Genomic DNA, 24,653 nt, shown 5'->3' on the forward strand with positions numbered 1-24,653 from the left:
TTGTCAAAGTTAATCTCAAAAGGGATCAGTTGAACCCATGTTTTCCAGGTTCCCAAACATCTTACGATTTCTCAAAAGACGTCGTTCCATAGTCAGCATTGATGTGGGGTCCCGACAGATAAAGCTCCTAGAAATTGAAGGCTCCCCAGAGGCTCCCCGTCTCCGTTCCATGGGTATGGCCACCCTGCCGCTTGGGGCCATTGTTGATGGGGTCCCCAAACAGCGGGCGGTAATCAAGGAACGTCTGGAGGCCCTTATTAATAATCTCAAGGTGGCCTCAAAACAAGTGGTTATGGCCATTTCTGGCTATTCGGTAATTATCAAGAGGATAGGCCTTCCGCGGGAAAGGGAAGAGGACCTTGCAGACACCCTTGAAGAAGAGGCCGAGGCTTACATCCCTTTTGACCTCTCTGAGGTCTATCTAGACTATCACGTTTTTAACCCCAAAGAGTCTGGAAATCTCGATATCCTTCTGGTGGCGGCTCGAAGAGATATCGTGGATGAGTATTCTTCTTTGGCCATGGAGGCAGGTCTTGTGCCCATAGTCATCGGAGTAGACGTTCTCTCCCTTTCTAATACCTATGAGTATTGTGTGGGGGATAAAGGGGCAGCTCTGGTTGACATAGGGGCCAGCAAGATGACCGTTTCCCTCTGGTCTAAAGGGGGGCCGATTTTTGTTCGAGACGTGGCTCAGGGGGGTAATCAACTCACCAGCGATATTGCTAAGGCCCTGGATATTCCCTTTGAAGAGGCCGAAAAACTTAAAGTAACTATCTCTCCTAACGATGAACGCTTCCCTAAGGTAAAGGAGGCCATGGAGGAGGCTCGAAGGCGCTGGATCAAGGAGGTCAAAAAGGCCCTGGAATTTGCCAAAGTCAGTTTCGGGGATCTAAACGTCTCCGGAGTCTACCTGGTGGGGGGATCAACCAGGATAAAAGGGCTTCTTCAGTCCTTCCAACAGGACCTTGATTTTGAAGTCTATTCCCTCGATCCCCTCTCTCGCCTGGAGACTGATCCTCAAAAGATAGATCAAGATTACGTCCGTCGGGCCTCTGTTCAGATGGCTATCTGTTTTGGTTCTTGTCTGACGGACCTTGTAGATGAGTCATGATAAAGATAAATCTTTTACCTCAAAAGACTGTTTCTGTAAGACAACGGCGTCGAGATGTTGTAGTCTATTCTATGGTAGGAGCAGTTTGTCTATATTTACTTCTTTTTGCTTTCTGGGGAATAATTGCCCTTAATAAAATGCAGCGCGAGAAAGATCTACAAAAGATCCAGGCAGACTATGATAAATATAAGAAGATTTATGCTAAGGTTATCGAAATAGAGAAAAAGAAGAAGATTATTACCAAAAAGATAAATCTTATTAAGGAGCTTGCTGGTCGAAGAGAAATCCCGGTAAGAGTTTTAGATGTTGTGGCTAGTAAGTTGCCCGAGGGTCGTTTGTATCTCACTTCTATTACCTTAGATAATGAAGAGCTCCTATTGGAGGGTGTTTCTCTTGATAACCTTACTTTAGCTTTATATATGAGGCAGATTGAATCTTCTCCCTTTTTTAGGGATGCAATACGTGTTGTTTCTGAAGAGAAAAAGGTTGGCTCTAAAAGTGTAACTAGTTTTAAATTTCGTGTAAAAGTGGTTGATTATGAGCAGGCTAAATCAGTATCTAAATAAACTTATCTCTAGTATAGAGGCCCAAGAAAAAAGGACAAAGATCCTTCTAGCTATACTGATTTTTGTTCTCATTCCTGCACTTTTTGTTAATTTTTTACTTATGCCCACTCTTGATGCCTTAAGGAAAGTTGATAATCAGTGTATTTCTCTGAAAAGGCAGATAGAAATTCTTAAGATTAAATCGGCAAGTATTAATAGATTGGCTAAAGAAATGAGAGATGAAGAGAGAGTTTTTGAGAAAGTGAGTGTTATTCTTCCTGATAAAAAGGAAATTTCTTCTTTGCTTGAATTAGTAGCTAAAGCTGGGAAAATGTCTGGTTTGGATTTCATTCGCTTTGAGCCCCAAGAAGAAGAAATTAAAGACGGCTATGCAGTGATTCCTGTCAAGGTTTCAGTAAGAGGTACCTACCATTCTTTTGGCATATTCTTTGATGAGATAAAAGATCTTGATCGTCTGGTCTTGGTTAGATCCTTCAAAATGATTGGTCCCAAAGAGGACAGTCCTGAACTCACACTGACCACAGACTGTGAATTGATGACCTTTCGTTTCGTGGATGAGTCAGAGATGAAAAAGCTTACTGAGACCAAAGACCAGAAAAATAAGAAGGGTGGCAAAAATGCCTCCAAAAAATAAGCTGGTGATCCGTATACTGTTAATTGCCTTTTTGATCACAATATCCCCCAAGGTCTGGGCCATTGATGAAGAAATCCTCTTTCTCTTGGGGATCACCTCTAACTTTCATTACAATCCAGCAGGGAAACCAGATCCCTTTGTCCCCTTTTATCTTCCGGAATCCCAGCCCAAGCAGTCCCGAGGGGTCCAAAGTCCCCTAGAGGGCTTTCCAGTAAGCCAGTTCCGTCTGACGGCCATCGTCTTTTCCCAAGGTGAGGCCTTGGGGATGATCGAGGACCCTACGGGGAGGGGTTATGTGGTCCGCAAGGGAACTGTTGTGGGTATTGAGAGGGCTAGGGTTAGTGAAGTAACTCCCAACAGCCTCATCATGGAGATAAAGACCAAGGCCTGGGGGAGGGAGATCGTTAAAAAAATTGAGCTTCGGCTCAAGATAGGAGGAGAGGATAGTAATGGCTAGACTCTTTATTCTGGGCATCTTTGTCTTTACTCTCCTCGGTCCATCTCTTGCATGGGGGGATTATGTATCTGAAATAGGGCTTCAAGCCGAGGATCAAGGCCAGGTGGCCTTGATTATCCGGGGGAAGATAGGTTCCATCGGGAGCGAGCTTAAAAAGGCCCCGGCCAGGATTGAGGTTCGTCTGCGGGGCTTAGCTGCTGAGGCCCAAGGCCTTCCTCCTCTTCTTTCTGGAGACAGCAGCCTGATCAGCAAGGTCCTCATTACCCCCCGGGGCAAGGACCTTCTTATTCGACTCTATCTCCTTGAAGACCAGCAGATAGCTTACAAAGTGGTCAAAGATCCGGGGGAGGTCCGGGTTGTTGTCTGGAAAGAAGGTGTCCTTGCTTCTCCTACAGATTCCCCATCGCCTAGCCGGAAGATCTCCACCTATAGTGGCCAGAAGATCACGGTAGATTTTTACAAGGCCGATATCCACAACGTCTTTAGACTTCTTGGGGACATAAGTGGCCGCAACTTCATCGTGGACGAAGGGGTTGAGGGCACGATCACACTCTCCCTGCGAGATGTCCCCTGGGATTTGGCTCTGGAGCTGATCCTGGATCTTAAGAACTTGGAGAAGGAAGAACGTCTCAATACCATCCTTATCCGACCTCACTCGGGCAAAAAAGAAGCTGAGACCCAACAAGGAGAGGCTATTGGAGAACTTAAGACCAAGATCGTCAGCCCAGAGGTCATCCAGATGGCCCGCCTTATCCGGACTGAAAAAAAGGCCCAACATGAGGCCAGAGAACTGGTAGAGAGGGCTTGGCAGCTGGAGAAAAAAGGCCAAAGGCTTCAGGCTATAGTCCTTTATGAGCGGGCCTATGAACTTAACTCGGAAAGCCTTGATGTCGCTAAAAAGCTGGCCTATTTGCATTATCAGGCGGGCAATTATTTTAAGGCTGCCTTTTATAGCCAGGCTGTCCTCAAAAAGACCCCTCTTGATGCCGAGGCTGCCCTCTATGGGGCCTTGGCGGAAGCCTCCCTGGGAAATCAAGACAAGGCCGAAGTCCTCTTCAAGAAGGCCCTTACTGGGCGCCCCCATATCCCTGAGGCCTATTACAACTATGCTGCCTTTCTGGAAAGGCAGGGACGGCTTCCTGAGGCTTTGAGATTTTATGAACGCTACGAAGAGCTTGCTGGTCCTAGCCTCCAGGTGGCAGTGGCCAAGGCCAGGGTCTTGGAGAAGCTGGATCCTGATCGGGCCTGCCAGAACTATGAACAACTTATTCGGGGCGGTTTTAATCTGCCTGAGGTCGTCCGGAAGATTCTTAAAGAAAGAAGGGATAAAGTCTGTCAAGGAGGGGGTCAAGATGCACCGTAGGGTGTCCTGGATAGCCATTATTATCGGCCTTTTTTTCCTCTGGGGCTGCGCGGGGACAGTCCCTCCCATAGAGGAGCAAACCAGTCAGATCAGTATCCCTGAGGTCAAACCCAAAAAGAAAGAGGAGAAAAAGGTTCAGGCTCCGGAAAAACAACCTGAGATCTCGCCCCGTCTTTTTGAGGAGCCACGATTTATCGTCAAGCCTGTGGTCTCTGAGCTTAAGACTGGCCGTCCCTATACCCCAGTGGGAGCGGAGATCGTCTCCAAAGATGGTCGGGTTCGCTTAAGGGAAGTCATTAAAAAACTGGCCGAACTCAAAGATATCAGCGTGAGCTGGGCCAGTGATGTTGATCCTAATGCCCTGGTAGATGTCCATATCCGTCCTGAGGATGATCTCTATGAGGCCATCGCCAACGTTCTTCGCCAGCATGACTATTTTTACGAACTCAAGGGCAATACCCTGATAATCAAATACAAGGATACCCGTTCCTATTATCTGGCCATGCCCTTTCTTAAGGAAAGCTTTAGCTCCTCTATCGGTGGAGATCTGCTTGGGGCAGGCGGAGAGTCTGCCAAGGATAAAATGTCTTCGCAACTAAGGCTTGATGTTGATTCCCGAGACATAATCGACTTTTGGAGCGATCTAGAAAACAATCTTTTGGTCATTCTCAATGGGGGTGAGAAACCCATTGAGGAAACTGCAGGAGAAATTCCTTCGGAGCCGCATATCCCTCCTGGGCTGACCCAGAGCCCTCCTACCCCTGGGTCCGGAGGAAACGAACCTTCTGAGGAGGCCGCTGGCTCCAGAACTATCTACGGTAAATTTGGCTATTTTACTGTGGATCGTCCGGTAGGTCTGATTCGGGTGACGGCTCCCCCTCGGGTCTTGGAAGAGGTCGAACGATATCTTGAAGACTTAAGGAAAGAGCTCTATCGTCAGGTGGTAGTAGAGGCCAAAATCATTGAGGTCGAACTCACTCAGGCCACGGCGACCGGAATCAACTGGGACGATGTCCTTCATCGGGTTCTGGAGGCTGCTATCTATTTTGGTAGTGAACCAGCCCTTAAGGCCATCGAAGGGGGGATCGCCGCCTATACCAAGGTTACAGGAAGCAATGCCAGTGAGACCATTGAGACTTCCCAGGAATATCGTTCCCATATTTATCCCTTCAAAGGAGTCAAGTTTATCCGGGAGATCAGTCTCCAACCTCAGACCTTTTCCGTAATCCTTGATGCCCTCAGGAGTTATGGAAACGTCAAGGTCTTGGCCAATCCTAAAATCTCCCTTCTCAACGGTCATGGGGCCACCCTTACAGTAGGGACCAATATTGCCTATCTCAAGTCTGTCTCCTCCACCACACAGGCGGACACTGGTTCGGTAAGCTATAGTTCGGAGACTGACACCGTCTTCTCTGGGGTGGGGATGTCGGTGGTGGCCAATATTGTCAGCGATGACGAGGTCATCCTTTACATTATTCCGGTGACCTCGGTGGTTGAGGATATTCAGCTGGTAGAAATAAGTCAGAATCAGTATGTACAATTACCTATTGTCCAGCTGCGTAATCTGGCAACCTTTGCTCGGGTTAAAGATGGAGAGCTTCTGGTCCTGGGAGGGCTTATTACTCGAGAGGAGCAGAACCAAGCCTCCAAGGTTCCTGGCCTAGGTGATGCTCCGGTTGTGGGGGGAATGTTCCGCCATAAGTCTCAGGTTGTTCAGAGTCGGGAGCTAGTAATCGTCCTCCAGCCTCACATAATCTCCATGTAACTAGGGTAACTAGGCATCTCCGGCTTGGGTTCGCGGGACAAGAGCTCTCGGACGGCCTGGGCCGGAGATTTTCCCTCATAGAGAATCTCATAGACCTTTTCAGTGATAGGGAGTTCCACCTCGATCTCTTTGGCCAAACGATAGGCGGCCTTGGTCGTTTTGATTCCCTCAGCGATCATCTGCATGCTCTCAAGGATTGTCTGGAGGCTTTCTCCTCGGCCCAAGCGCAGGCCCACTTGGCGGTTTCGAGAAAGGGGACCTGTACAGGTCAGAACCAGATCTCCTAACCCAGCTAATCCGGCAAAGGTTAAGGGGTTGGCTCCAAGTCTCAGGCCCAATCGGCTGATCTCAGCCAGCCCCCTGGTGATCAGGGCTGCTCGGGTGTTGGTTCCAAACCCTAGCCCCTCGGCCATCCCAGCAGCAATAGCAATGACGTTCTTAAGGGCCCCAGCAAGCTCAACTCCGATGACATCGTTGGTAGTATAGACCCGAAAAAATGAGGTGTGAAAGAGTCTCTGGAGCATCTCGGCCACATCTGGCAGATGGGCAGCGATGGTTATTGCTGTGGGAACCTCCCTGGCTACCTCCTGGGCAAAACTTGGCCCCGAAAGGATTCCCACCCGGGCCGCCATTTGGGGCAGTTCTTCTTCAATGAGTTGGCTCATCCTCTTGAGGCTTTCGGTCTCGATGCCCTTGGTGGCCGAAACAATGGCTTTGAGCCCTGAGGGGATAAAAGCCCGGGCAGCCCTTAGTGTTTGCCGAAAACCATGGGAAGGGACGACAATGACCAAAACTTCGGCTCCTACCAGGATCTCTTCAAGAAGATGGCTTACCTCAAGGCCTTCGGGGAGTTTGATACCAGGTAGGTAGGAGATGTTTTCCCGGCGAATCCTTATCTCTTGGGCTAAGTCCTTCCGTCTGGCCCAGAGACTGGTCTGGATTCCTTTTTCGGCCAATAATTTAGCCAGAGCCGTTCCCCAGCTTCCGGCTCCAAGCACACAAACCTTCATTCTTCCCTCTCTGCCACTCGGGCCACGCCAACAAGTTTCTCTCCTGGCTGTAGGAAGATTAACCTTACCCCCTGGGCCGTTCGGCCATGTATGGGGATATCGCTGGCCTTGATACGGATAATCTTGCCTGTCTGAGAAAGGAGCATAACTTCGTCTTCTTCGGTGGCCTTGAGTATGCCGGCCACTGGTCCATTCTTTGAGGTTATTCGTATGGTGAGGATGCCCTTTCCGGCCCGAGATTGGACCCGGTATTCTTCGGCCGGTGTCCGTTTACCAAAGCCATTTTCGGTTACGGTGAGAATAGTGGCCGTCTCTTCGGGCTCCAGGATCTCCATGGCTACCAGATAATCACCTTTGGCCAGCTCGATCCCTTTGACTCCGGTCGCCTGCCGGCCCATGGGTCGGACATCGGCCTCATGGAAACGGATGGCCTGCCCATAACGAGTGCCCAAGAAGATGTGTTTTTCACCGGTGGTCAACGCAGCGGCAATCAGTTCGTCGCCGGAGTGGATTTTAGCAGCAATGATCCCTCCTGTCCGAGGATTGGAGAAGGCCTGTAGGGCTGTTTTCTTGATAATTCCGGCTCTGGTAGTCATGACCACGTAGGAGTTTTCTTCAAAAGAACGAACCTTGATGGCGGCGGTAATCCTTTCTCCCTGCTGAAGGGGAAGTAGATTGACAATTGCCTTGCCTCGAGCAGTACGTCCGGCCTGAGGGATCTCGTGGACCTTCAGCCAGTATACCCGACCGATATTACTGAAGAAAAGGATATAGTCATGGGTGGAGGCAATATAGAGGTGTTCGACGAAGTCCTCCTCCTTAGTCTCCATACCTGTAACACCCCGGCCACCGCGGCGTTGGCTCCGATAGAGGGAGACCGGATTACGCTTGATGTAGCCCAGGTGGCTAATGGTAACCACCATGTCTTCCTCGGCAATAAGATCCTCGACTTTGATTTCTCCCGGATCGCTGATGATTTCCGTGCGGCGGGTATCGCCATATTCTTTGCGGACAGAAAGAAGTTCTTCCTCGATGATCTTCATTAAGACCGATTCGTCTGAAAGTATCTGGCGATACCAGGCGATATTCCTGAGGACTTCCTCGTATTCGGCTAAGATCTTGTCGCGTTCAAGCCCGGTGAGGCGCTGAAGTCTCATATCCAGTATGGCCTGGGCCTGGATTTCCGTGAGTTTGAAACGCTTCATAAGACCTTCCTTGGCCTCTTTGGGAGAACGGGCGGCCCGAATAAGGGCAATAATTTCATCGAGATTGGCCAAGGCGACCTTCAGCCCTTCAAGGATGTGGGCCCGTTCTTCGGCCTTTTTCAGGTCATAACGGGTCCGGCGGATGACCACCGCCTTGCGATGTTCGAGAAACAGCCCCAGGAGCTCTCGAATATTGAGTAGCTCGGGCCGGTTGTTTACCAGGGCCAGGAAGATTATTCCGTAGCTCGTCTCAAGAGGGGTATGCTTATAGAGCTGGTTGAGGACTACTGGGGCCAAATCAGCTTTTTCTTTCTTGAGTTCAACAACCACCCTAAGACCCTCACGGTCGCTTTCGTCGCGGACATCCGCAATGCCTTCGATTTTCTTACTAGCGGCTAGCTCGGCGATCCTTTCAACCAGCCGGGCCTTGTTGACTTGATAGGGAAGCTCGGTGATAACGATTGAGGTCTTATTTTTATCTCGTTCAATAAGGGCCCGGGCCCGCAGCTTGATAATTCCCTTGCCACTGAAATAGGCCTCTTTAATCCCACTTCGGCCGCAAATAAATCCGGCTGTGGGAAAATCAGGGCCAGGTAGAAGTTCCAGGATTTCATCGATGGTGATCTCTGGATTACGAATCATGGCCACCAGAGCGTCGATGACCTCTGCCAAGTTGTGGGGAGGGATGTTGGTGGCCATACCTACAGCGATTCCGGAAGAACCATTTACCAAAAGATTGGGGATCTTGGTGGGCAAGACACTGGGCTCTTTGAGGGTGTTGTCGTAGTTAGGAACAAAGTCAACAGTGTCCTTTTCCAGGTCGGCCATGAGTTCATGGGCCATCTTGGCCAGCCGGACCTCGGTGTATCTCATGGCCGCCGGGGCGTCTCCGTCTATGGAGCCAAAGTTTCCCTGACCATCCACCAAGGGATAGCGCATCGTAAAGTCCTGGGCCATTCTGACCAAGGTATCGTAGACGGCGGCGTCTCCGTGGGGGTGGTACTTACCGATTACATCTCCAACAATACGAGCACTCTTCTTATAAGGCTTGTTCCAGTCGTTTTTGAGCTCGTACATGGCGTAGAGAATCCGCCGCTGGACAGGTTTGAGCCCGTCGCGGACATCGGGCAGGGCCCGTCCGATGATAACGCTCATGGCGTAGTCAAGATATGATTTTTTTAATTCTTCCTCGATACTTACCGGTTTGATCTCAGAAATCATCATTTTCCTTCGTCTATGGAGATTTTTGGGAAATTTAGACTAGATTTTTACCGGTTGTGGTCATAGTTAGCTGGCAGTGTTTAATCCCCCTGGTGGAGTGAATTCGATCAGCTAACTCCCGGATGACCCTTGGGTGCCCCTTGACGATGATAACCTCTAGGCAATTGTCATGATCCAGATGGATATGTTGAGCCGCAAGGATATTTTCATGGTAGCCGTGTTGAAGATCTATCAGGCGATCGACCAGTTCCCGTTGATGATGGTCATAGACATAGGTAATCGTTCCCACCACCTCCCGGCCACTGGTCTCCCACTCCCTTTCGACAAGCTTTTCTCGGATAAGGTCTCTTATGGCCTCGGAGCGATTGGTATAATGCCTTTCAGCAATGTAACGATCAAAGGCCTCGATGAGTTCCGAGGGGATAGAGACCCCAAAGCGGTAAATTTCGCCCACCTTTCCCATTGTTGTCTACTCCTTAAGGAATCGGACTCTCTGCTGGCTTAAACTCCGGCCCTAGTTTCTGGACCGTTTTCCGAAGAAGTCTCTGGGCCTTTGGGGCCGAGCGGGTGTCCGGATAAATCTTCAAAAGATATTCCAGACGGGCATAGGCCGCCCGGTACTTTTTCACCCGAAAGTAGTAGTGGGCTACATAATACTCATGAGCGGCTAAATTGTCACGACAGCGTCCAATTCGGCGTCTGGCCTCAAAGGTATAAGGGCTATCAGGGTAATCGCGAAGGAGTCGTTCATAGGCCTCGATGGCCTTGCGGGTATTGGTCTGATCTCGGTCTGGGGAGAGCATCATCCGGTAGTAGGCGGAGCCGATCTGGAAGATGACGTAGGGAATGGCTTCATTGGTGGGGTGGAGCTTTTCGAACTGCTCATAAAGGACGATGGCTTCTTCGTAAGAGCCAGAGTAGAACTTGCAGTCAGCCATTTTCAGCTCGGCAAGCAGGGCGTAAGGGGTGGTTGGATACCGATCTCTGATGGTCTGAAACTTTTCAAAGGCGACCACGTATCGGCCCCGCTCAAAATCCTTCATGGCTTCTCTGACCTCTTCCTGGAGACTCTTCTGCCTGGGGGCCGCCGTCCTTTTGAGCCAAGACCAGAGGCTTCTATCTCCGCCGGCCTCAGGGCCAAGCCGATGGAAACAGCTGGTCATTAGAACCAAACCTAGGAGAACAGCCCCAATAGTCCTGACACCCGAGCCCCTCAACCTCATGATTCTAGGGAGTCCAGATATTGCTCTGCCTGATAGGCAGCTGTGGCCCCGTCCCCGCAGGCGGTGACAATCTGGCGGCAGGATTTGGCCCTCACGTCTCCGGCGGCAAAGAGTCCCTTGGTCTTGGTAGTCATCTCGGAGTCAGTAATAATAAAACCTCGGTCGTCTTTGTCCACCAGATCCGGGCCCACGAATTCGGCCTGAGGGACGATACCGATAAAGATAAAAACTCCCCCTACTGGTAGCCGGCTTCTTTGACCTGTGCGACGGTTATAAAGAGAAACAGCTTTGACCTCGTCGTCTCCTTCGATCTTCTCTACTACAGTATCCCAGATGATTTCGATCTTCCTGTGGGCAAGAGCCCTTTCCTGGAGGATCTTGGCCGCCCGTAGGCGATCACGGCGGTGGATAATATAGATCTTTTTGGCAAATCTGGTTAGGTAAAGGGCCTCCTGAACGGCGGTATTTCCGCCTCCAACCACAGCAATCTCTTGATCCAGAAAGAAGGGGCCATCACAGGTGGCACAATAGGAGACGCCCTTGCCTGTCAATTCCTCCTCTCCAGGGATTCCTAATCGATTGGGGCGGGCCCCGGTGGCCACAATTACCGCCTGGGCCTCAATAGGACCCAGGGTAGTCTCCAGGTGAAAGGTTGATCCTTGGCGGCTGACTCGGTTGACTTCCCCTACAAGGGGCTCCAGACCGAACTTTTTGGCGTGTTCAAAGAAGCGTTGCGAGAGATCGTAGCCACTAAGGCCTTCGGAGAATCCAGGGTAGTTTTCTACCCAGTCGGTGGTCAGGACCTGCCCCCCGGTGCCCAACTTGTCTATAAGGATGGTCTTCAGTCGGGCCCGGGCAGCATAAATATAGGCTGTAAGGCCTGCCGGGCCCCCACCGATGATGGTCAGTTGAGTCTCCATAGGATCTAGTCAAGCACCTTTTTTATGGCCGCTTCAATGGTGGCTTTGGCTACAGCGCCGGTGATCTGTTGAGCTACTTGCCCATCCTTGAAGAGAATAAGAGTAGGGATAGCTCTAATGCCAAATTTACCCGGGGTAATGGGGCTCTCGTCCACGTTGAGTTTGGCTACCTTGAGTCGACCGGCATACTCTTCAGCCAGCTCATCAATGATAGGAGCAATAGCCCGACAAGGTCCACACCAAGCCGCCCAGAAGTCTACCAGGACAGGAGTGTTGGAGTTAATTACTTCCTGCTCAAAGGTGGCATCAGTTACCTGGATTACTTTATCCCCCATGGTTTCTCCTCCAGATGGAATTTTGGTTTGCCATAATACAAGGCCCTGCTGTGACTTGACAAGGTCAATCTCGCCTAAAAGAAGAGGTCAAGAGCCTCTTTAAGGGAGGAGACCTCGATGATTTCCATCTCGGGGATTTTTTCTCCTGTTCCTCTGGGGATTAGGGCCTTCTGGAAACCGAGGCCTCGGGCCTCTCGAAGCCTCTCTTTAACCCTGTCCACCCTTCTTATCTCTCCGGCAAGGCCGATCTCTCCAAAAGTGATGAGATCTGGGGGCAAGGGACGATCAAAAAGGCTAGAGGCCATGGCCAGAGCGGCAGCCAGATCCACTGCTGGCTCATTGAGCTTCAGCCCTCCAACCACATTGACAAAGATATCCCGGTCATAGAGTTTGAGTCCAGCTCGGCGTTCCAGAATGGCTACCAGGAGGGAGATCCGGTAAGGGTCAAGACCAATGGCTGTCCTGCGGGGGGTCGCCAAGGGGCTTAGGCCGACTAAGGCCTGGATTTCTATGAGAAAAGGGCGAGTGCCCTCAAGGCTTACTGTCACTACAGATCCAGAGATCCCCTCTGGTCTCTCGGCCACAAAGATCCAGGAGGGGTTAGCCACGGGTATCAAGCCTTGGTCTCTCATCTCAAAGACTCCGATCTCTTGGGTGGAGCCAAAACGATTCTTAACGGCCCTTAAGATTCGATAGGGATTGCGCCCCTGTCCTTCGAAGTAAAGGACAGTGTCTACCAGATGTTCTAGGACTCTAGGGCCCGCAATAGCTCCTTCTTTGGTGACGTGGCCGATGATAAAAAGGGCCGTCTGGCGGGATTTTATAAATTCGAGGATCCGGGCGGTACATTCTCTTACTTGGGCTACACTTCCAGGGGCCGAAGAAATCTCTTCGGTCCGGATGGTCTGGATAGAGTCAATAACCAAAAGTCCGGGAGAAAGCTCTTCACAGGCAGCCATGATACTTTGAAGATCAGTCTCGGCGAGAATGAAGATCCTTTGCCTTAAGGCTCCTATGCGTTCTGCCCTCAGACGGATCTGTTCTTCAGATTCCTCTGCCGAGGCGTAAAGGATTCTCATGCCCTTCTGGGCCAGAGAGGCAGCTGTTTGAAGGACAAGAGTGGATTTGCCGATTCCTGGATCTCCTCCGATAAGGACCAGGCTTGAAGGCACCAAGCCCCCGCCGAGGACCCGGTCAAGCTCACTCAGCCCGGTCTCTATGCGCTTGGCCTGGCCAGGTTTGACAGTGGTGATGGGTTTAATGTCGGTTTTTTTCCGGGGGGTAAGGGAAGGGGGGGACAAGGTTTCTTCTACCAAGGTCCCCCATTGGTAGCAGGCCGGGCAGCGGCCGAACCATTTGGGGCTTTGGTAACCACATTCTTGGCATCTAAAAAGAGTTCCTCTTTTAGTGGCCATAGGCCAGTGTTTTCATCTGAGATATTGTCTGCCGGTAATCTTCGGTGCCGTAGATGGCCGATCCGGCTACCAGAATTTCGGCTCCGGCCTTGGTCACGGCAGCGATGGTGGAAGAATTTATCCCTCCATCGACTTCAATGGCGACCTTGAGCCCCTGCTGGTCGATGAGTTCCTTTAACCGGGCAATCTTTCGGAGGGAGGAAGTGATAAAACTCTGACCTCCAAAACCAGGGTTAACACTCATGATGAGGACATAGTCGAGCTCCTCAAGAATATATTCTAAGGTTTCCAAAGGGGTAGCAGGATTGATGGCCACCCCGGCCTTTTTCCCTAGGGCTTTTATCTGCTGGATGGTTCGGTGGAGATGGGGGCAGGTCTCCACGTGGACAGATATCCAGTCGGCCCCGGCCCTGGCAAAATCTGCCAGATATCTCTCGGGGGCCTCTATCATTAGGTGGACGTCAAAAGGGAGTTCGGTCACCTTTCTGATGGCCTCAACTACCAAAGGACCGATGGTCAGGTTGGGTACAAAGTGGCCATCCATAACATCAATATGGATGACGTCAGCTCCGGCCTCGACCACGGCTTTTACCTCTTCAGCCAGGCGGCCAAAGTCTGCTGAGAGAATTGAAGGGGCTATTTTGACCATGAGACCTCCTGTTTTCGAGATGCTAGTCAAGGAGTAAGTTTTATGTAACATGTTAACCACAGCTTGCCATGAGAGGGAGGCTTTTTTATGGGTGCCCGAGTGGTCATGATCGATAACTATGATTCCTTTACCTACAATCTAGTCCAACTTTTGGGGGCTATGGGCTGTGAACTTCATGTCTTTCGCAATGATCAGGTAGAACTTTCGACGATTGAAGGCCTTGATCCAACCCATCTAATTATCAGTCCTGGTCCCTGTACTCCGGCAGAGGCTGGAATCTCTGTGGCTGCTATCGCCCACTTTGCCGGCCGTCTGCCCATCCTTGGGGTCTGTCTGGGGCACCAGAGCATTGGGGTGGCCTTTGGGGGGAGAGTCGTCCGGGCCGAACGGCTTATGCATGGTAAAACTTCCCTTATTCACCATGATTCGCAGACCATCTATGCCGGACTTCCTAATCCATTTGAGGCCATGCGTTATCACTCTCTTCTCATAGATGAGGAGAGTCTGCCCGAAGAACTGATAGTTACTGCTCGATCAGAAACCGGCGAGATTATGGGCATCCGTCACCGAAGCCTTCCAGTTGAAGGAGTCCAGTTTCATCCAGAATCTATTGGCACCTCTCTTACCGCCTGGCAGAGGCTAAATACTCCACCCCGACAGTGGGACTTTGACTCCGAAGACATCCCCGAAGGGGTAAGGCTTCTGCGAAACTTTCTTCGTTTTTATAGTTAATAGTTAGAGGATCTGGGCCAGAATTCGTCCAAGTTTTACGGCCACTAGGCCGGCCGCTAAGCTTCCAAAGAGATTTCCCAGGGCTCCCCAGGTGGCTCCTTTCTCTAGGAGCATAAGAGTTTCGTATTCAAAGGTGGAAAAGGTTGTGTAGGCTCCTAGTAGGCCAATAGTTACAAAGAGCCTGATCTCTGGTGAAACCAAGAGCCGTTCGGCCATGAAGGTAGCTCCAAAGCCTAGGGCAAAGCTTCCAGAGACGTTGACCACAAAGGTACCCCAGGGAAAAAGAGGAGATATTCGGACGATGAGTCCCGATACCCAGTAGCGGAGCAAGGCCCCTATAAAGCCGCCGAATCCGATAAGAAGAAGCTTCATTGCTCTGATTCTGCTGGTTCCTTCTTTTCCTTGGGTACAACCAACGTCCCCAACTCATAGAGGATAATCATGGGGATGGCAAGGAGGAGCTGGGTAAAAATATCTGTGGGAACCAGGACAGCAGCTAGAAGATAAAGGGCCAGCCAAGCCATCTTACGTTGCCTGATGAAGTAGTTCCGAGAGACGAGGCCTAGACGCCCGGCAGCATACATAAGAAAGGGGATCTCAAAGATAAGACCGAAGGTAAGGATAAGTTTGGCACAAAAGGTAAGATAGCTTTCTATCCGGGGGAGAGCGACTAGGTCTTCACTGGCAAAGCTGAGAAAAAAGCCCAAGACCACCGGAAGAACTCCGAAGAAAGCAAAGAGGCCACCAGCGGCAAAAAGGCCTAGGGCCCCCAGGAGGAAGCGCCGGGCGAGGCGGCGTTCGTGGCTGTAAAGCCCTGGGGAGACGAAGCGCCATAGCTCAAAAAGTATTACTGGACAGGCCAGGATCAGGCCTACCCAAAAAGAGACCTTAAGATAGGCAAAGAAGGCTTCTGGCAGGGCGGTAAAGACCAGAAATGGATCTCCCCCGGGGAAAAAATGAGAAAGGGGTCGGGCCAGGATGGCAAAGATCTGCCTGGAGAAGATATAAGCCACCCCCCAGGCTATAAGGACGGCAACCACAGCCACTAAGATTCGCTTTCTGAGTTCTGCCAGATGGGCGGATATGGGAAGACGGAGTATGTCCATCGCTTATTTGGGGCCGTCTGGAGCCTCGGGTTTAGATCCTTCCTCTCCCTTAGGTGATTGAGTGGCGGAGCTTTCTTCTTGATCTTTGGTTGAGGTTTTACGGGCCGATTCTGTTAGTTCCTCCCAGCGAGGGGGAGCCAGTTCGTCGATTTCCAGCTCCCTTTTGACATCGTTGGCTGTACGTCTGAATTCAGCAATACCTTTGGCAATAGTTCGGGCAAGTTCAGGGAGCCTTTCTGGTCCGAGAACAATTAAAGCCACAACAAAGATGACTATTAACTCTGGGACCCCGATGCCAAACATCTTTCAGCCCTCAATAAAGACCTTTTGATTGAGCCTGCCCAAGAGACAAAAGAGTTCATAGGCAATGGTGCCTGCGGCTTGAGCCAGCTCTTCGGCCCGGATGGATCTCTTTTTACTCTCTCCCAGCAGAAGGACCTCATCTCCAATATCTACTTCCTTCAGGTGACTAACATCAAGAAAAAGGGCTTTCATGCATACCGATCCAACTACAGAGACCACCTGGCCTCGGACAATCGCTTTTCCCCGGCCTGATAAGGATCTAAGGTAACCATTATCGTAGCCTACCGGAACCACAGCTATTTTAGAAGGCCTTGAGGCTCGGAAGAGAAGCCCATAGCCCACTGCCTCTCCGGGACGAAGTTTTTTTATTTCTATAATTCGACTGATGAATCTCATCGCCGGCCTGAGAGAGATAGCCGGTCGGCAGCTCTCGTGGGGATAGGCTCCATAGATAGCCAGCCCCGGTCTTACAGCTCCAAAACGGGCCTCGGGATAAAGAATGGCCCCGGCTGAGTTTGCCAAGTGGGCCAAGGGAGAGGGCAGACCAAGAGAGTGGAGTTCCTCAAGGATATCTTTGAATTGGCGGATCTGGTCCAGGGTGTAAGGATCGTCCGGAGAACTCATGGCCAGATGGGACATAAGCCCTTGAATGGGAAGCCTCTGGGCTTTGATCATCTCTAGGGCGAAAGTTAGCCCTTGGCCCTTGAGGCCCAGCCGACCCATGCCAGTGTCTATCTTTAGGTGAAAGGCTGGGGGATTTTTTTCCTTGGCCAAGGCCTTGAGCTCCTCCAGATTGCTTACCGTGGGGGTGAGGCCATGATGGATAATCTCCTTTAACCAGTCTTTCTCAAAGCCGGAGATGAGAAGGATTGGGCTTCTTATGCCCGCCTGCCTCAGGGCCAGGGCCTCTTCTAGTTCTGAGACCCCCAGAAACAGGGCTCCCTCTTCAGCCAGAACCCGGGAGACGGGGATCAGCCCGTGGCCGTAAGCATCTGATTTGACTATGGGGATCAGCTGGGCCGGGGCGACGAGTCTTTTGAGGCCCCGATAATTGGCCCTGATGGCTCCCAGATTTATCTCTACAAAGGCCGGCCTTCTCAGGATGCTCTCCTTAAATTTTAGGGATACTCAAACAGTTGTAGTTGTTATTTTTTTCTACTTGGCAAAGCGGCCGCGGCCATTATACTACTGCTGCCTGAAGAAATTTAAACCTCAGTAGGAGAATTCCATGCTCAGGATAGAAGATCTCTGGGTGGAAGTCGCCGGTCGGGAGGTCCTTAAAGGGATTAACCTGGAGATCCCCTCCGGCGAGACCCATGCTCTTTTTGGGCGTAATGGTTCCGGTAAGACAACCCTCCTTATGACGATCATGGGCTTTGCCGGATACAAGGTCAAACACGGCCGAATTTTCTTCAAAGGAGAAGATATTACCGATATGCCTCCCTACGAGCGGGCCCAGAGAGGGATTGGAATCCTCTTTCAAAGGCCGCCCACCCTTAGAGGAGTAAGGCTTAGAGATATGTTGACTATTTGTAGCCAAGGAAAGGTTAACCCCCAGGAATTGGCCTTAACCTATGGTTTTGAAGATTTTTTGGACCGGGACGTCAACCTGGGATTCTCAGGGGGGGAAATCAAAAAAAGTGAACTTCTCCAACTCCTGGCCCAAAATCCGGACTTGGTCCTTTTGGATGAGCCAGAGTCCGGAGTAGATATGGAAAATCTTCAGGTCATCGGGCAGATGATCCGCCGCTTATTGGAAAAAGACGTCCACCGCCGACGGACCAAATCCGGCCTAATCATTACCCACACCGGCTTTATCCTTAACTATGTTACTGCCGATCGGGGCTACGTCATGCTCGACGGGCAGATATACTGTCACGGTAATCCTTTGGAGATCTTTGAGGGAATTCAAAAACACGGCTACGAGGAGTGTCTCCGATGTCTCAAAAGGATATAGATCTCAGCCTATTTCGTTCGGCCAAAGAGGCTCCAGCTCCTCATGATCTGGGGGAACTTTCCCCAGAGGAGATAGAGAGGCTCCGAGAGACCGGGATAGATCTTTCGGAAAAGGGCCGTTCAGGGACCTTTGTCCAGAGCAACTGTAATGTGATCCACTGTGAGGCCAAACCGAAGGGCCTTGAGCTTCTTCCGATAACTGAGGCCCTAAAGCGTTATAGCTGGCTGGAAGAATACTGGTGGAAAGCCGTCTCCCCTGAGGCTGATGAGTTTGTCAAGGCCACTGAAGTAGACCTTGACAACGGCTATTTTATCAGGGCCCTCCCCGGAGAAAAGATCGTTTATCCTGTCCAGACCTGTCTTTATATTCGGGAAGAAAATATTGCCCAGAAGGTCCACAACATTATTATTGCCGAAGAAGGCTCCGAACTCCATGTGATTACCGGCTGCACTACGGCTCCTCACCTTATTTCTGGCCTTCATATCGGAATTTCCGAATTCTATGTCAAACCTGGAGCCAAGCTGGTCTTTACCATGATCCACAACTGGAGTGAGAACATCCATGTCCGCCCTCGAACTGGGATATTTATTGAAGAAGGGGGGACCTTTCTCTCAAATTATGTTTCCCTTAGGCCGGTGAAATCTATCCAAACCTATCCGACGGCCCGTCTCACCGGTCGGGGGGCGCTGGCAAGATTCAACTCTGTGATCGTCTCTCCTGCTGGCTCCCATCATGATGTTGGCTCGCGGGTCTATCTGTCTGCTGAAGGCAGTCGGGCAGAGATTGTCTCCCGGACTATTTCTTATGGGGGGACGATTATCGCCCGGGGGCATCTTGTTGGTGAGGCTCCTGATATTAAGGCCCATCTAGAATGCCAGGGGCTTATCTTAGCAGACAAGGGTATTATTCGGGCCATCCCAGAGCTTGAGGCCCACCTCCAAAATGTAGACATGTCTCATGAAGCCGCTGTGGGCAAAATCGCCCAGGAAGAAATCGAATATCTCATGGCCCGGGGCCTTGATGAAGACGAGGCTACGGCCACCATCGTTAGAGGCTTCCTCAACGTAAAGATTGATGGGCTTCCTATGGATCTTCAGGCCGAAATCGATCGAGCCATTGAGGAGTGCCAGAAGGAGGGGATGTAACCATCGATAAAACGGGGGGCGCCGCCCCCCAATAATTTAACAGGCTCATCCAGAGCCGGCCTGGCTGAACTGAAGGGCCATTAGATCCATCCCCGTAGCCGGCCGGACTTCGTCAATGGTGACAATGATCTGAACGTTTTTGCCAGCAGCCGGGTGATTGAAATCAGCTACCACCCGGTCTTCTTTTATTTCCTTGACCAAGAAAAACATCTTCCGGCCAGGAGTGACCTCTTCTTCATAGAATTCACCGACTTTAAGCTTCTCAGGATACTTAAGTTTGGCCAAAGGCACTTCATTGATCAGGGATTCATCATAGGGGCCATAAGCCTGTTCCGGAGGGATGGTAACTGTAAGGGTCTCACTTTCTTGTCGGCCGGCTATGGCCTTCTCTACTGCGGGGATGATCCTTTCGCGACCATAGATAAAGCGGGCCTTCATGGGCCTGGTAAACCAATCCGGGGCCTGCCCTCCTTCTATCTCCAAGCGATAGGTGAGGGTAACTACCGTGTCAGGGGCAACTTTCACCTCTTCCTCCTTTTGTGAAAAATTAAATGATTCTAAAGGCTAACACCCCTTAGGGGCTTGTCAACCGAAAGGTTAAGATGATTGAGGGAGAATTTGCGAGAAAAAAAGAGTTAGCCCTATATCCCGAGCCTTCTTGACAGGGTTCTTTGCTCTAGGTAGCTTAAAAATCCTGGGTGGGGATGTAGCTCAGTTGGGAGAGCGCCACGTTCGCAACGTGGAGGTCGAGGGTTCGAATCCCTCCATCTCCACCAACCCCTCTAGCTATCTCCAGCTTAACCACTCATCTTAGGGGCTGTTGTCAAAGATTTCTCTGGTATTTTCTGTTTTTTCAATTTTATAATCGGACAAAATGGTTCTAATTTTAGATTTCGGGGGGCTGGGGTGAGGGTTTCCATTACCTATACGGTCCTGATCTGGGTGGGAATCATTTTCATGATTATTGGTCTAGGAGTTAGCCTCTCTTTTCCAGGTAAAGAGATCCTTTTTGAATTCAAATTGAAAGATTTTATCCTTAAAACTAACCAGATAGGACCGCTAATCATGATTAGCGGTGCTTTTTTGGCCGGTGGTGTAGCCATCAAACTTCCTAAGGATGTGACTGTACTTTCTGAAGATCAAGGATATAGCCTAGCAGAGAAACTGGCCAGGAAACTCCCTCTTTTAGCCCTTGGCGTTGTCTTGTTGGCTTTGCTTTTCCTTTTCTTTTAGGCATCTAGCTATGATAGAAGACGAAAGAGTTGAGATTCTGGGGGGGGAGTCCCGGAGAAAAAGGGGCTCTTCTATCCAAGGTCTATGATCCTCAGTCTAAGAGGTATCTAGCTCCCCTACTCCCAGATCATCCCTTTTTCCAGAGTCTTAAAAAGACTCATGGACAGGGATACGTAGGGGCAGGGATTAAAGTGGCGGTGCTTGATACTGGTCTTTTGATAGATCATCCCTGGATCCGGGCCACTTTGGAGGATTCGGTAGATTTTACCGGAGAGGGCATTGATGATCTGAACGGCCATGGCACTATAGTGGCCTTACTTCTTCTGGCTGTAGCTCCAAGAAGCCGTCTTTTTAACGTTAAGGTAGTAAGGGCCACAGGGCGTGGAAAGGAAGAGAATTTGATAAAAGGAATTAGGTGGGCGGTAAATAGAAGGATCCAAACAATTAATATCAGTCTGGGGGTTTATCATCCAAAATGGGGGCTTTGGGAATGTAACGGTGGTTGTGATCTCTGTCAGGCTGCCGAAGAAGCCGCTCGAGCCGGGACAATAGTAGTGGCAGCAGCGGGTAACGAGGCTGGCAAGACATATTGTCCGGCAAAGGTGGGTTTGGTGAGAGAAAGAAGTGGAGTAATTTCAGTGGCGGCCTTTTCTTTTGAAAGAAATATTATACTTCCTTACTCAGGGAAGGGGAATATCTCTGCTCCAGTTGGTAGATATTTCTTTGCTCCGGTAGAATAAATCTTTTTATCATTTTTCCCTACAATTGAAGATACTCTTCAAGATGCTCTCCCCAAACGAAAAAATATCTTCGCTAAATCACCTAAGTAATATTTGCCAAAGACGGCAATTTGTGGTCGATATTAAAGATCTTTGGGGCCTTTTCGATAATTAATTCTTAAACGGAGCCGGCATGAAGAGCCCAGGGCAAGAAAGAGAATCTCCCGAGGTCTATCTCTCTGCCTGGAAGATCCTCCTGGAGGGCCTGTCTGAGCCGGCGATGATCATCGATCCAAATTTCCGCATACTATTGGCTAACGAGGCCCAGGCCCAACTCTTAAAAAAGAGGCCCGAGGAATTAAGGGGGCAGTTCTGTTACCGGCTTCTCCACAAGGCCGAACAACCTCCTCCCTTCTGCCCCCACGTACTCACCCTGGAGGAAGGATCTCCCCACAAGGCCGAATTCTATGAGGCCCCTCTGGGCTATGTCAGGGTTTCGGTTTCTCCTTTAAAGGATCAATCCGGTCGCACCTTGGCCGTCTTCCACGTCATAAACGATGCCGCCAGTCTGGGCCAGAGTCCAGAAGATCTTCTCAAGATTCAGGCCCGTTATCGGGCCATGATCGAGGGCTTTGAGGGCTTTATTTACATCTGTTCTGCCGATTACCGGATAGAATTTATGAATCAGGCTATGAGGGCCTGCATGGGGCCTTCGGCCATTGGTCGTCGATGCTACGAGGTCATCTTTGGTCAGAAGGAGGTCTGCTCTTGGTGTCCCAACCCTAGGGTCCTAAAAGGGGAGACTGTTCGTTGGGAGATCCAGAATCCTCTTGATAGACGCTGGTATTATATCATCAGTACCCCTATAAGCCACGCCGATGGTTCTTCTTCGGTAATGATCCTTCTTCTGGATATCACCAGGCGCAAAGAGCTTGAGGACTCACTTCTTAGAAGTGAGATCAAGTACCGAACCCTCGTCGAGGATGTTCCGGTAGGGCTCTATTGGTCTTCTATAGATGGAGAGATTATTGAGGCTAACCAAGCCTTGGTTGATATTTTAAGGTATCCGGACAGGAAGAGCTTCCTTAAAGCCAATGCCAACGATCTTTACGTAAATCAGCCAGACAGGGCCCATCTTCTCAAGATTCTCAAGGCCCAGGGCTGGGTGAGTAACTTCGAGACCCAGCTCTATACTTATCTTGGCCAGAAAGTCTGGGTGCGGATTTCTGCCCGGCTGGTAGAGGAGGCCGGCAGGATCTTTCTCCGAGGGGCCATTGAGGATATTACTTCGATCAAAGAGGCAGAATTAGCCCTTAAAGAGAGTGAGGCCCGTTTCCGGGCCATCAGCCAGATGGCCCCTGACGCCATTGTCCTCATGGACAAAGAGGGGCGAATCATCTATTGGAACGAGGCTGCCAGTCGCATCTTTGGTTACTCTGCCTCAGAGGCCTTGGGCCAGGAGCTCCATCTCTTTTTGGCCCCTGAGAAGTATCACGAGTCCTATCTCAGGGCCTTCGGGCGTTTTAAAAGAACTGGCAAGAGCCTTCTTTCCGGTCGAACCCTTGAGTTTACGGCGGTGAGGAAAGACGGTACCGAATTTCCCATTGAGGTTTCCCTATCTCTCCTGCGATACCAGGAAGAGCCGGTCTTCCTGGGCATTATTCGAGATATTAGCCAGCGCAAGAAGGCTGAAGAGACAATTAGACGCCGCGGAGACATCCTTGAAGCCATAAGCCTGGCAGCAGAACGTTTCCTCCGGGCCTCTCTCAACAAAGAGGCCATGACCGACGTTCTCTCCCGTCTGGGGGAGGCGACCTCGGCCGATATGGTTATTCTACTTGAGTTTCTCCCTTCCGATCTCCCTTTCTTTAAACCTTGTTGTTATTGGCTTAAAGAAGGTCTTGAGGATCGCTCGGGGGTCCTGACCGGACCTCTTCCCTTGGCTAAATCGGCCCAGGGGTTGCTTCAGGTTCCTGGGGAAGCCCCTCGGGGGAAAAGGGTGGAGGAACTTCCTTCTCAGGAACAGTTGGTCTTCAGGGAGATGGGACTTGATTCCTTGATATTTGTGCCTGTTTTTGCCGGCAAGAGGCCTTGGGGGGTAATGCTTTTGGGCTTTAAGGAATCCAGAGACTGGTCTCAGGCCGAGACCGAGGCCCTTAAGGCCGCGGCCGATATCATTGGGGCGGCCCTTTTTCGGGAAAGGGTTGAGCAAGAGCTCCTTAAGATGGAAAAGCTTAAATCACTTGAGCTTCTGGCTGGTGGTATTGCCCATGATTTTAATAACATTCTTACGGCCATCCTGGGCAATGTCTCCTTGGCCAAACTTCTGGACAAAGAAGGAAGAGTGGCCCAGATTCTAGACCAGTTAGAGAAGGCCTCTCTCCAGGCCCGCAACCTTACCCAACAGCTTTTGACCTTTGCCAAGGGCAGTATTCCAGTAAAGAGAAAAGAAGATATCGGTCGGCTTTTGGTGGAGACTGTGGAATTTTCTTTAAGTGGCTCTAACGTCAAGGCCCACTATGATCTGGCTCCAGATCTTTGGGTGGCCGAGGTGGATCAGGCCCAGATAAGCCAAGTGATTCAGAATCTGGTGGTCAATGCCAAACAGGCCATGCCCGAAGGGGGGATTATCGAGATTGAGGCCCGGAATATAAGGATTACCTCACGGGATGATCTCCCCCTTCCCCCAGGGCCTTATGTACGTTTAAGCATTCGAGATCAGGGGGTCGGGATACCAGAGGGGCTTCTGGATAAGATCTTTGATCCCTACTTCACCACCAAACAAGAAGGAAGTGGGCTGGGACTGGCCATTGTCCATTCTATCGTTTCTAAACACGGTGGCTGGATTGACGTTGTCTCAAGCCTCGGCCAGGGGAGTACCTTTGTCGTCTATCTGCCGGCCCTGGAGGAGAGAATAAGACACAGGGCCGAGGGAGAAGGCCCAGTTTTTCGAGGGGAGGGAAGGGTTTTGGTTATGGACGATGAAGAGATCGTCCGTAAGACCTTAGGGACGATGCTTAAGACCCTGGGCTACGAGGTTGCTTTTGCTAAAGACGGCCAAGAGGCTGTAGAGATGTATGAGGCCGCCCTTAAGGGAGGTACGGCCTTTGATTTGGTGATTATGGACCTTACGGTCCGAGGAGGGATGGGGGGCAAGGAGGCCCTAAAGGCGTTGCTCAAGATCGACCCTGAGGTAAAAGCCGTGGTCTCCAGTGGTTACTCGGATGATCCGGTAATGGCTAATTTTCGGGAATTCGGTTTTTTAGATGTAGTAGCTAAGCCCTATCGGATGAAGGATCTCATCGAGGTCTTAAGAAGAATAAGCTCTCCTCGTTAAGATTTGGCTTGGTTCTGCTTTTTTCTTCCTCTTAGAGTCTTCCCCAAAGAGTCCTCAAGAACTTTCATTAGAGCCCCCTTTTATCTTCGGAAAGATTTTTTCTTTTTTTAGAAAATTAATCTATATATGGAAAAATTTTTGCCAATAAGAAGAAAAAATTTTCCAAGTTCCTAAAAATACACAATTTTTCTCGGATATTTTTTTGAAATTTTGTCGGTAAAAACCTACATTTTCCTCTCTAATTTTT

25 protein-coding genes and 1 tRNA gene are annotated in these 24,653 nt (G+C 50.4%); 13 read left to right on the forward strand and 13 right to left on the reverse strand.

Going from position 1 to position 24,653, the window contains the following annotated elements:
- The first annotated feature begins 37 nt into the window (after positions 1 to 37).
- From pilM to ACXJJX_RS00320, 6 genes are read left to right on the forward strand one after another with little or no spacing between them, the layout of a single operon-like run.
- Positions 38 to 1,111, forward strand: a complete 1,074-nt coding sequence (gene pilM / locus ACXJJX_RS00295; protein ID WP_456430755.1) for a type IV pilus assembly protein PilM — start codon at positions 38 to 40, stop codon at positions 1,109 to 1,111.
- Positions 1,108 to 1,677, forward strand: coding sequence for a PilN domain-containing protein (locus ACXJJX_RS00300; protein ID WP_456430756.1), 570 nt, complete (start codon positions 1,108 to 1,110; stop codon positions 1,675 to 1,677). The genes pilM and ACXJJX_RS00300 overlap by 4 nt, the downstream gene beginning before the upstream one ends.
- Complete coding sequence (locus ACXJJX_RS00305; protein ID WP_456430757.1) at positions 1,649 to 2,311, forward strand: type IV pilus inner membrane component PilO; 663 nt, start codon at positions 1,649 to 1,651, stop codon at positions 2,309 to 2,311. The genes ACXJJX_RS00300 and ACXJJX_RS00305 overlap by 29 nt, the downstream gene beginning before the upstream one ends.
- A complete protein-coding gene (locus tag ACXJJX_RS00310) occupies positions 2,295 to 2,768 on the forward strand; it encodes a pilus assembly protein PilP (protein WP_456430758.1) in 474 nt (157 codons plus the stop codon). Before ACXJJX_RS00305 ends, ACXJJX_RS00310 begins: the two co-directional genes overlap by 17 nt.
- Positions 2,761 to 4,131 (forward strand): tetratricopeptide repeat protein, encoded by a 1,371-nt coding sequence (locus ACXJJX_RS00315; RefSeq protein WP_456430759.1) that lies wholly within the window; start codon positions 2,761 to 2,763, stop codon positions 4,129 to 4,131. The genes ACXJJX_RS00310 and ACXJJX_RS00315 overlap by 8 nt, the downstream gene beginning before the upstream one ends.
- On the forward strand, positions 4,121 to 5,896 hold the full coding sequence (locus ACXJJX_RS00320; RefSeq protein ID WP_456430760.1) for a secretin GspD/PilQ domain-containing protein: 1,776 nt from the start codon (positions 4,121 to 4,123) through the stop codon (positions 5,894 to 5,896). The genes ACXJJX_RS00315 and ACXJJX_RS00320 overlap by 11 nt, the downstream gene beginning before the upstream one ends.
- Here the strand turns inward: ACXJJX_RS00320 and ACXJJX_RS00325 are convergent.
- From ACXJJX_RS00325 to rpe, 8 genes are all read right to left on the reverse strand, one after another.
- Complete coding sequence (locus ACXJJX_RS00325; RefSeq protein WP_456430761.1) at positions 5,878 to 6,906, reverse strand: NAD(P)H-dependent glycerol-3-phosphate dehydrogenase; 1,029 nt, start codon at positions 6,904 to 6,906, stop codon at positions 5,878 to 5,880. The two genes, ACXJJX_RS00320 and ACXJJX_RS00325, sit on opposite strands and share 19 nt — an antisense overlap.
- Positions 6,903 to 9,332, reverse strand: a complete 2,430-nt coding sequence (gene gyrA / locus ACXJJX_RS00330) for a DNA gyrase subunit A (protein ID WP_456430793.1) — start codon at positions 9,330 to 9,332, stop codon at positions 6,903 to 6,905. The genes ACXJJX_RS00325 and gyrA overlap by 4 nt, the downstream gene beginning before the upstream one ends.
- 34 nt (positions 9,333 to 9,366) lie before the next feature.
- On the reverse strand, positions 9,367 to 9,795 hold the full coding sequence (nikR, locus tag ACXJJX_RS00335; RefSeq protein WP_456430762.1) for a nickel-responsive transcriptional regulator NikR: 429 nt from the start codon (positions 9,793 to 9,795) through the stop codon (positions 9,367 to 9,369).
- Between the two features lie 13 nt (positions 9,796 to 9,808).
- A complete protein-coding gene (locus ACXJJX_RS00340; RefSeq protein ID WP_456430763.1) occupies positions 9,809 to 10,549 on the reverse strand; it encodes an outer membrane protein assembly factor BamD in 741 nt (246 codons plus the stop codon).
- Positions 10,550 to 10,551: 2 nt separating this feature from the next.
- Positions 10,552 to 11,475 (reverse strand): thioredoxin-disulfide reductase, encoded by a 924-nt coding sequence (gene trxB / locus ACXJJX_RS00345; protein ID WP_456430764.1) that lies wholly within the window; start codon positions 11,473 to 11,475, stop codon positions 10,552 to 10,554.
- A gap of 5 nt (positions 11,476 to 11,480) precedes the next feature.
- Positions 11,481 to 11,810, reverse strand: a complete 330-nt coding sequence (gene trxA / locus ACXJJX_RS00350) for a thioredoxin (RefSeq protein ID WP_456430765.1) — start codon at positions 11,808 to 11,810, stop codon at positions 11,481 to 11,483.
- Between the two features lie 74 nt (positions 11,811 to 11,884).
- Positions 11,885 to 13,225: a DNA repair protein RadA gene (radA, locus tag ACXJJX_RS00355; RefSeq protein WP_456430766.1), complete on the reverse strand. Its 1,341-nt coding sequence runs from the start codon at positions 13,223 to 13,225 to the stop codon at positions 11,885 to 11,887.
- Positions 13,215 to 13,874, reverse strand: coding sequence for a ribulose-phosphate 3-epimerase (gene rpe / locus ACXJJX_RS00360; RefSeq protein WP_456430767.1), 660 nt, complete (start codon positions 13,872 to 13,874; stop codon positions 13,215 to 13,217). Before rpe ends, radA begins: the two co-directional genes overlap by 11 nt.
- Positions 13,875 to 13,961: 87 nt before the next feature.
- On the opposite strand from rpe, the gene ACXJJX_RS00365 reads away from it, so the two are divergent.
- Positions 13,962 to 14,606 carry an anthranilate synthase component II gene (locus ACXJJX_RS00365; RefSeq protein WP_456430768.1) on the forward strand — a complete coding sequence of 215 codons (645 nt, stop codon included), beginning with the start codon at positions 13,962 to 13,964 and terminating at the stop codon, positions 14,604 to 14,606.
- Between the two features lie 3 nt (positions 14,607 to 14,609).
- Here the strand turns inward: ACXJJX_RS00365 and crcB are convergent, their stop codons facing one another.
- Genes crcB through alr form a run of 4 tightly spaced genes read right to left on the reverse strand, consistent with a single transcriptional unit; the run spans position 14,610 to position 17,119 of the window.
- Positions 14,610 to 14,978, reverse strand: coding sequence for a fluoride efflux transporter CrcB (gene crcB / locus ACXJJX_RS00370; RefSeq protein WP_456430769.1), 369 nt, complete (start codon positions 14,976 to 14,978; stop codon positions 14,610 to 14,612).
- Positions 14,975 to 15,712 (reverse strand): twin-arginine translocase subunit TatC, encoded by a 738-nt coding sequence (gene tatC, locus ACXJJX_RS00375; RefSeq protein WP_456430770.1) that lies wholly within the window; start codon positions 15,710 to 15,712, stop codon positions 14,975 to 14,977. The genes crcB and tatC overlap by 4 nt, the downstream gene beginning before the upstream one ends.
- A 3-nt stretch (positions 15,713 to 15,715) precedes the next feature.
- Entirely contained in the window at positions 15,716 to 16,015 is a 300-nt protein-coding gene (gene tatB / locus ACXJJX_RS00380; RefSeq protein ID WP_456430771.1) for a Sec-independent protein translocase protein TatB, read from the reverse strand.
- Positions 16,016 to 16,018: 3 nt separating this feature from the next.
- Complete coding sequence (alr, locus tag ACXJJX_RS00385; protein ID WP_456430795.1) at positions 16,019 to 17,119, reverse strand: alanine racemase; 1,101 nt, start codon at positions 17,117 to 17,119, stop codon at positions 16,019 to 16,021.
- Positions 17,120 to 17,243: 124 nt separating this feature from the next.
- On the opposite strand from alr, the gene ACXJJX_RS00390 reads away from it, so the two are divergent.
- Both ACXJJX_RS00390 and ACXJJX_RS00395 read left to right on the forward strand, forming a co-directional pair.
- Positions 17,244 to 17,972 (forward strand): ABC transporter ATP-binding protein, encoded by a 729-nt coding sequence (locus tag ACXJJX_RS00390; protein ID WP_456430773.1) that lies wholly within the window; start codon positions 17,244 to 17,246, stop codon positions 17,970 to 17,972.
- Entirely contained in the window at positions 17,954 to 19,117 is a 1,164-nt protein-coding gene (locus tag ACXJJX_RS00395) for a SufB/SufD family protein (protein ID WP_456430775.1), read from the forward strand. The genes ACXJJX_RS00390 and ACXJJX_RS00395 overlap by 19 nt, the downstream gene beginning before the upstream one ends.
- Before the next feature lie 45 nt (positions 19,118 to 19,162).
- Here ACXJJX_RS00395 and ACXJJX_RS00400 read toward each other — a convergent pair whose 3' ends face one another.
- Entirely contained in the window at positions 19,163 to 19,642 is a 480-nt protein-coding gene (locus tag ACXJJX_RS00400; RefSeq protein ID WP_456430777.1) for an FKBP-type peptidyl-prolyl cis-trans isomerase, read from the reverse strand.
- Between the two features lie 175 nt (positions 19,643 to 19,817).
- Between ACXJJX_RS00400 and ACXJJX_RS00405 the strand changes: the two genes are divergently transcribed.
- The 4 genes from ACXJJX_RS00405 to ACXJJX_RS00420 all read left to right on the forward strand — a co-directional run bounded on the left by ACXJJX_RS00405 (position 19,818) and on the right by ACXJJX_RS00420 (position 24,406).
- Positions 19,818 to 19,893: transfer RNA gene (locus tag ACXJJX_RS00405), tRNA-Ala, on the forward strand.
- A gap of 130 nt (positions 19,894 to 20,023) precedes the next feature.
- Positions 20,024 to 20,350, forward strand: coding sequence for a hypothetical protein (locus tag ACXJJX_RS00410; protein ID WP_456430779.1), 327 nt, complete (start codon positions 20,024 to 20,026; stop codon positions 20,348 to 20,350).
- A gap of 29 nt (positions 20,351 to 20,379) precedes the next feature.
- The gene (locus ACXJJX_RS00415) at positions 20,380 to 21,090 is read left to right on the forward strand and encodes a S8 family peptidase (RefSeq protein ID WP_456430781.1); all 711 of its coding nucleotides are present in this window, start codon (positions 20,380 to 20,382) and stop codon (positions 21,088 to 21,090) included.
- A 172-nt stretch (positions 21,091 to 21,262) separates the two neighbouring features.
- Positions 21,263 to 24,406 carry a PAS domain S-box protein gene (locus ACXJJX_RS00420; RefSeq protein ID WP_456430783.1) on the forward strand — a complete coding sequence of 1,048 codons (3,144 nt, stop codon included), beginning with the start codon at positions 21,263 to 21,265 and terminating at the stop codon, positions 24,404 to 24,406.
- Positions 24,407 to 24,653 lie beyond the last annotated feature (247 nt).

Source organism: Thermosulfuriphilus sp. (assembly GCF_054026695.1).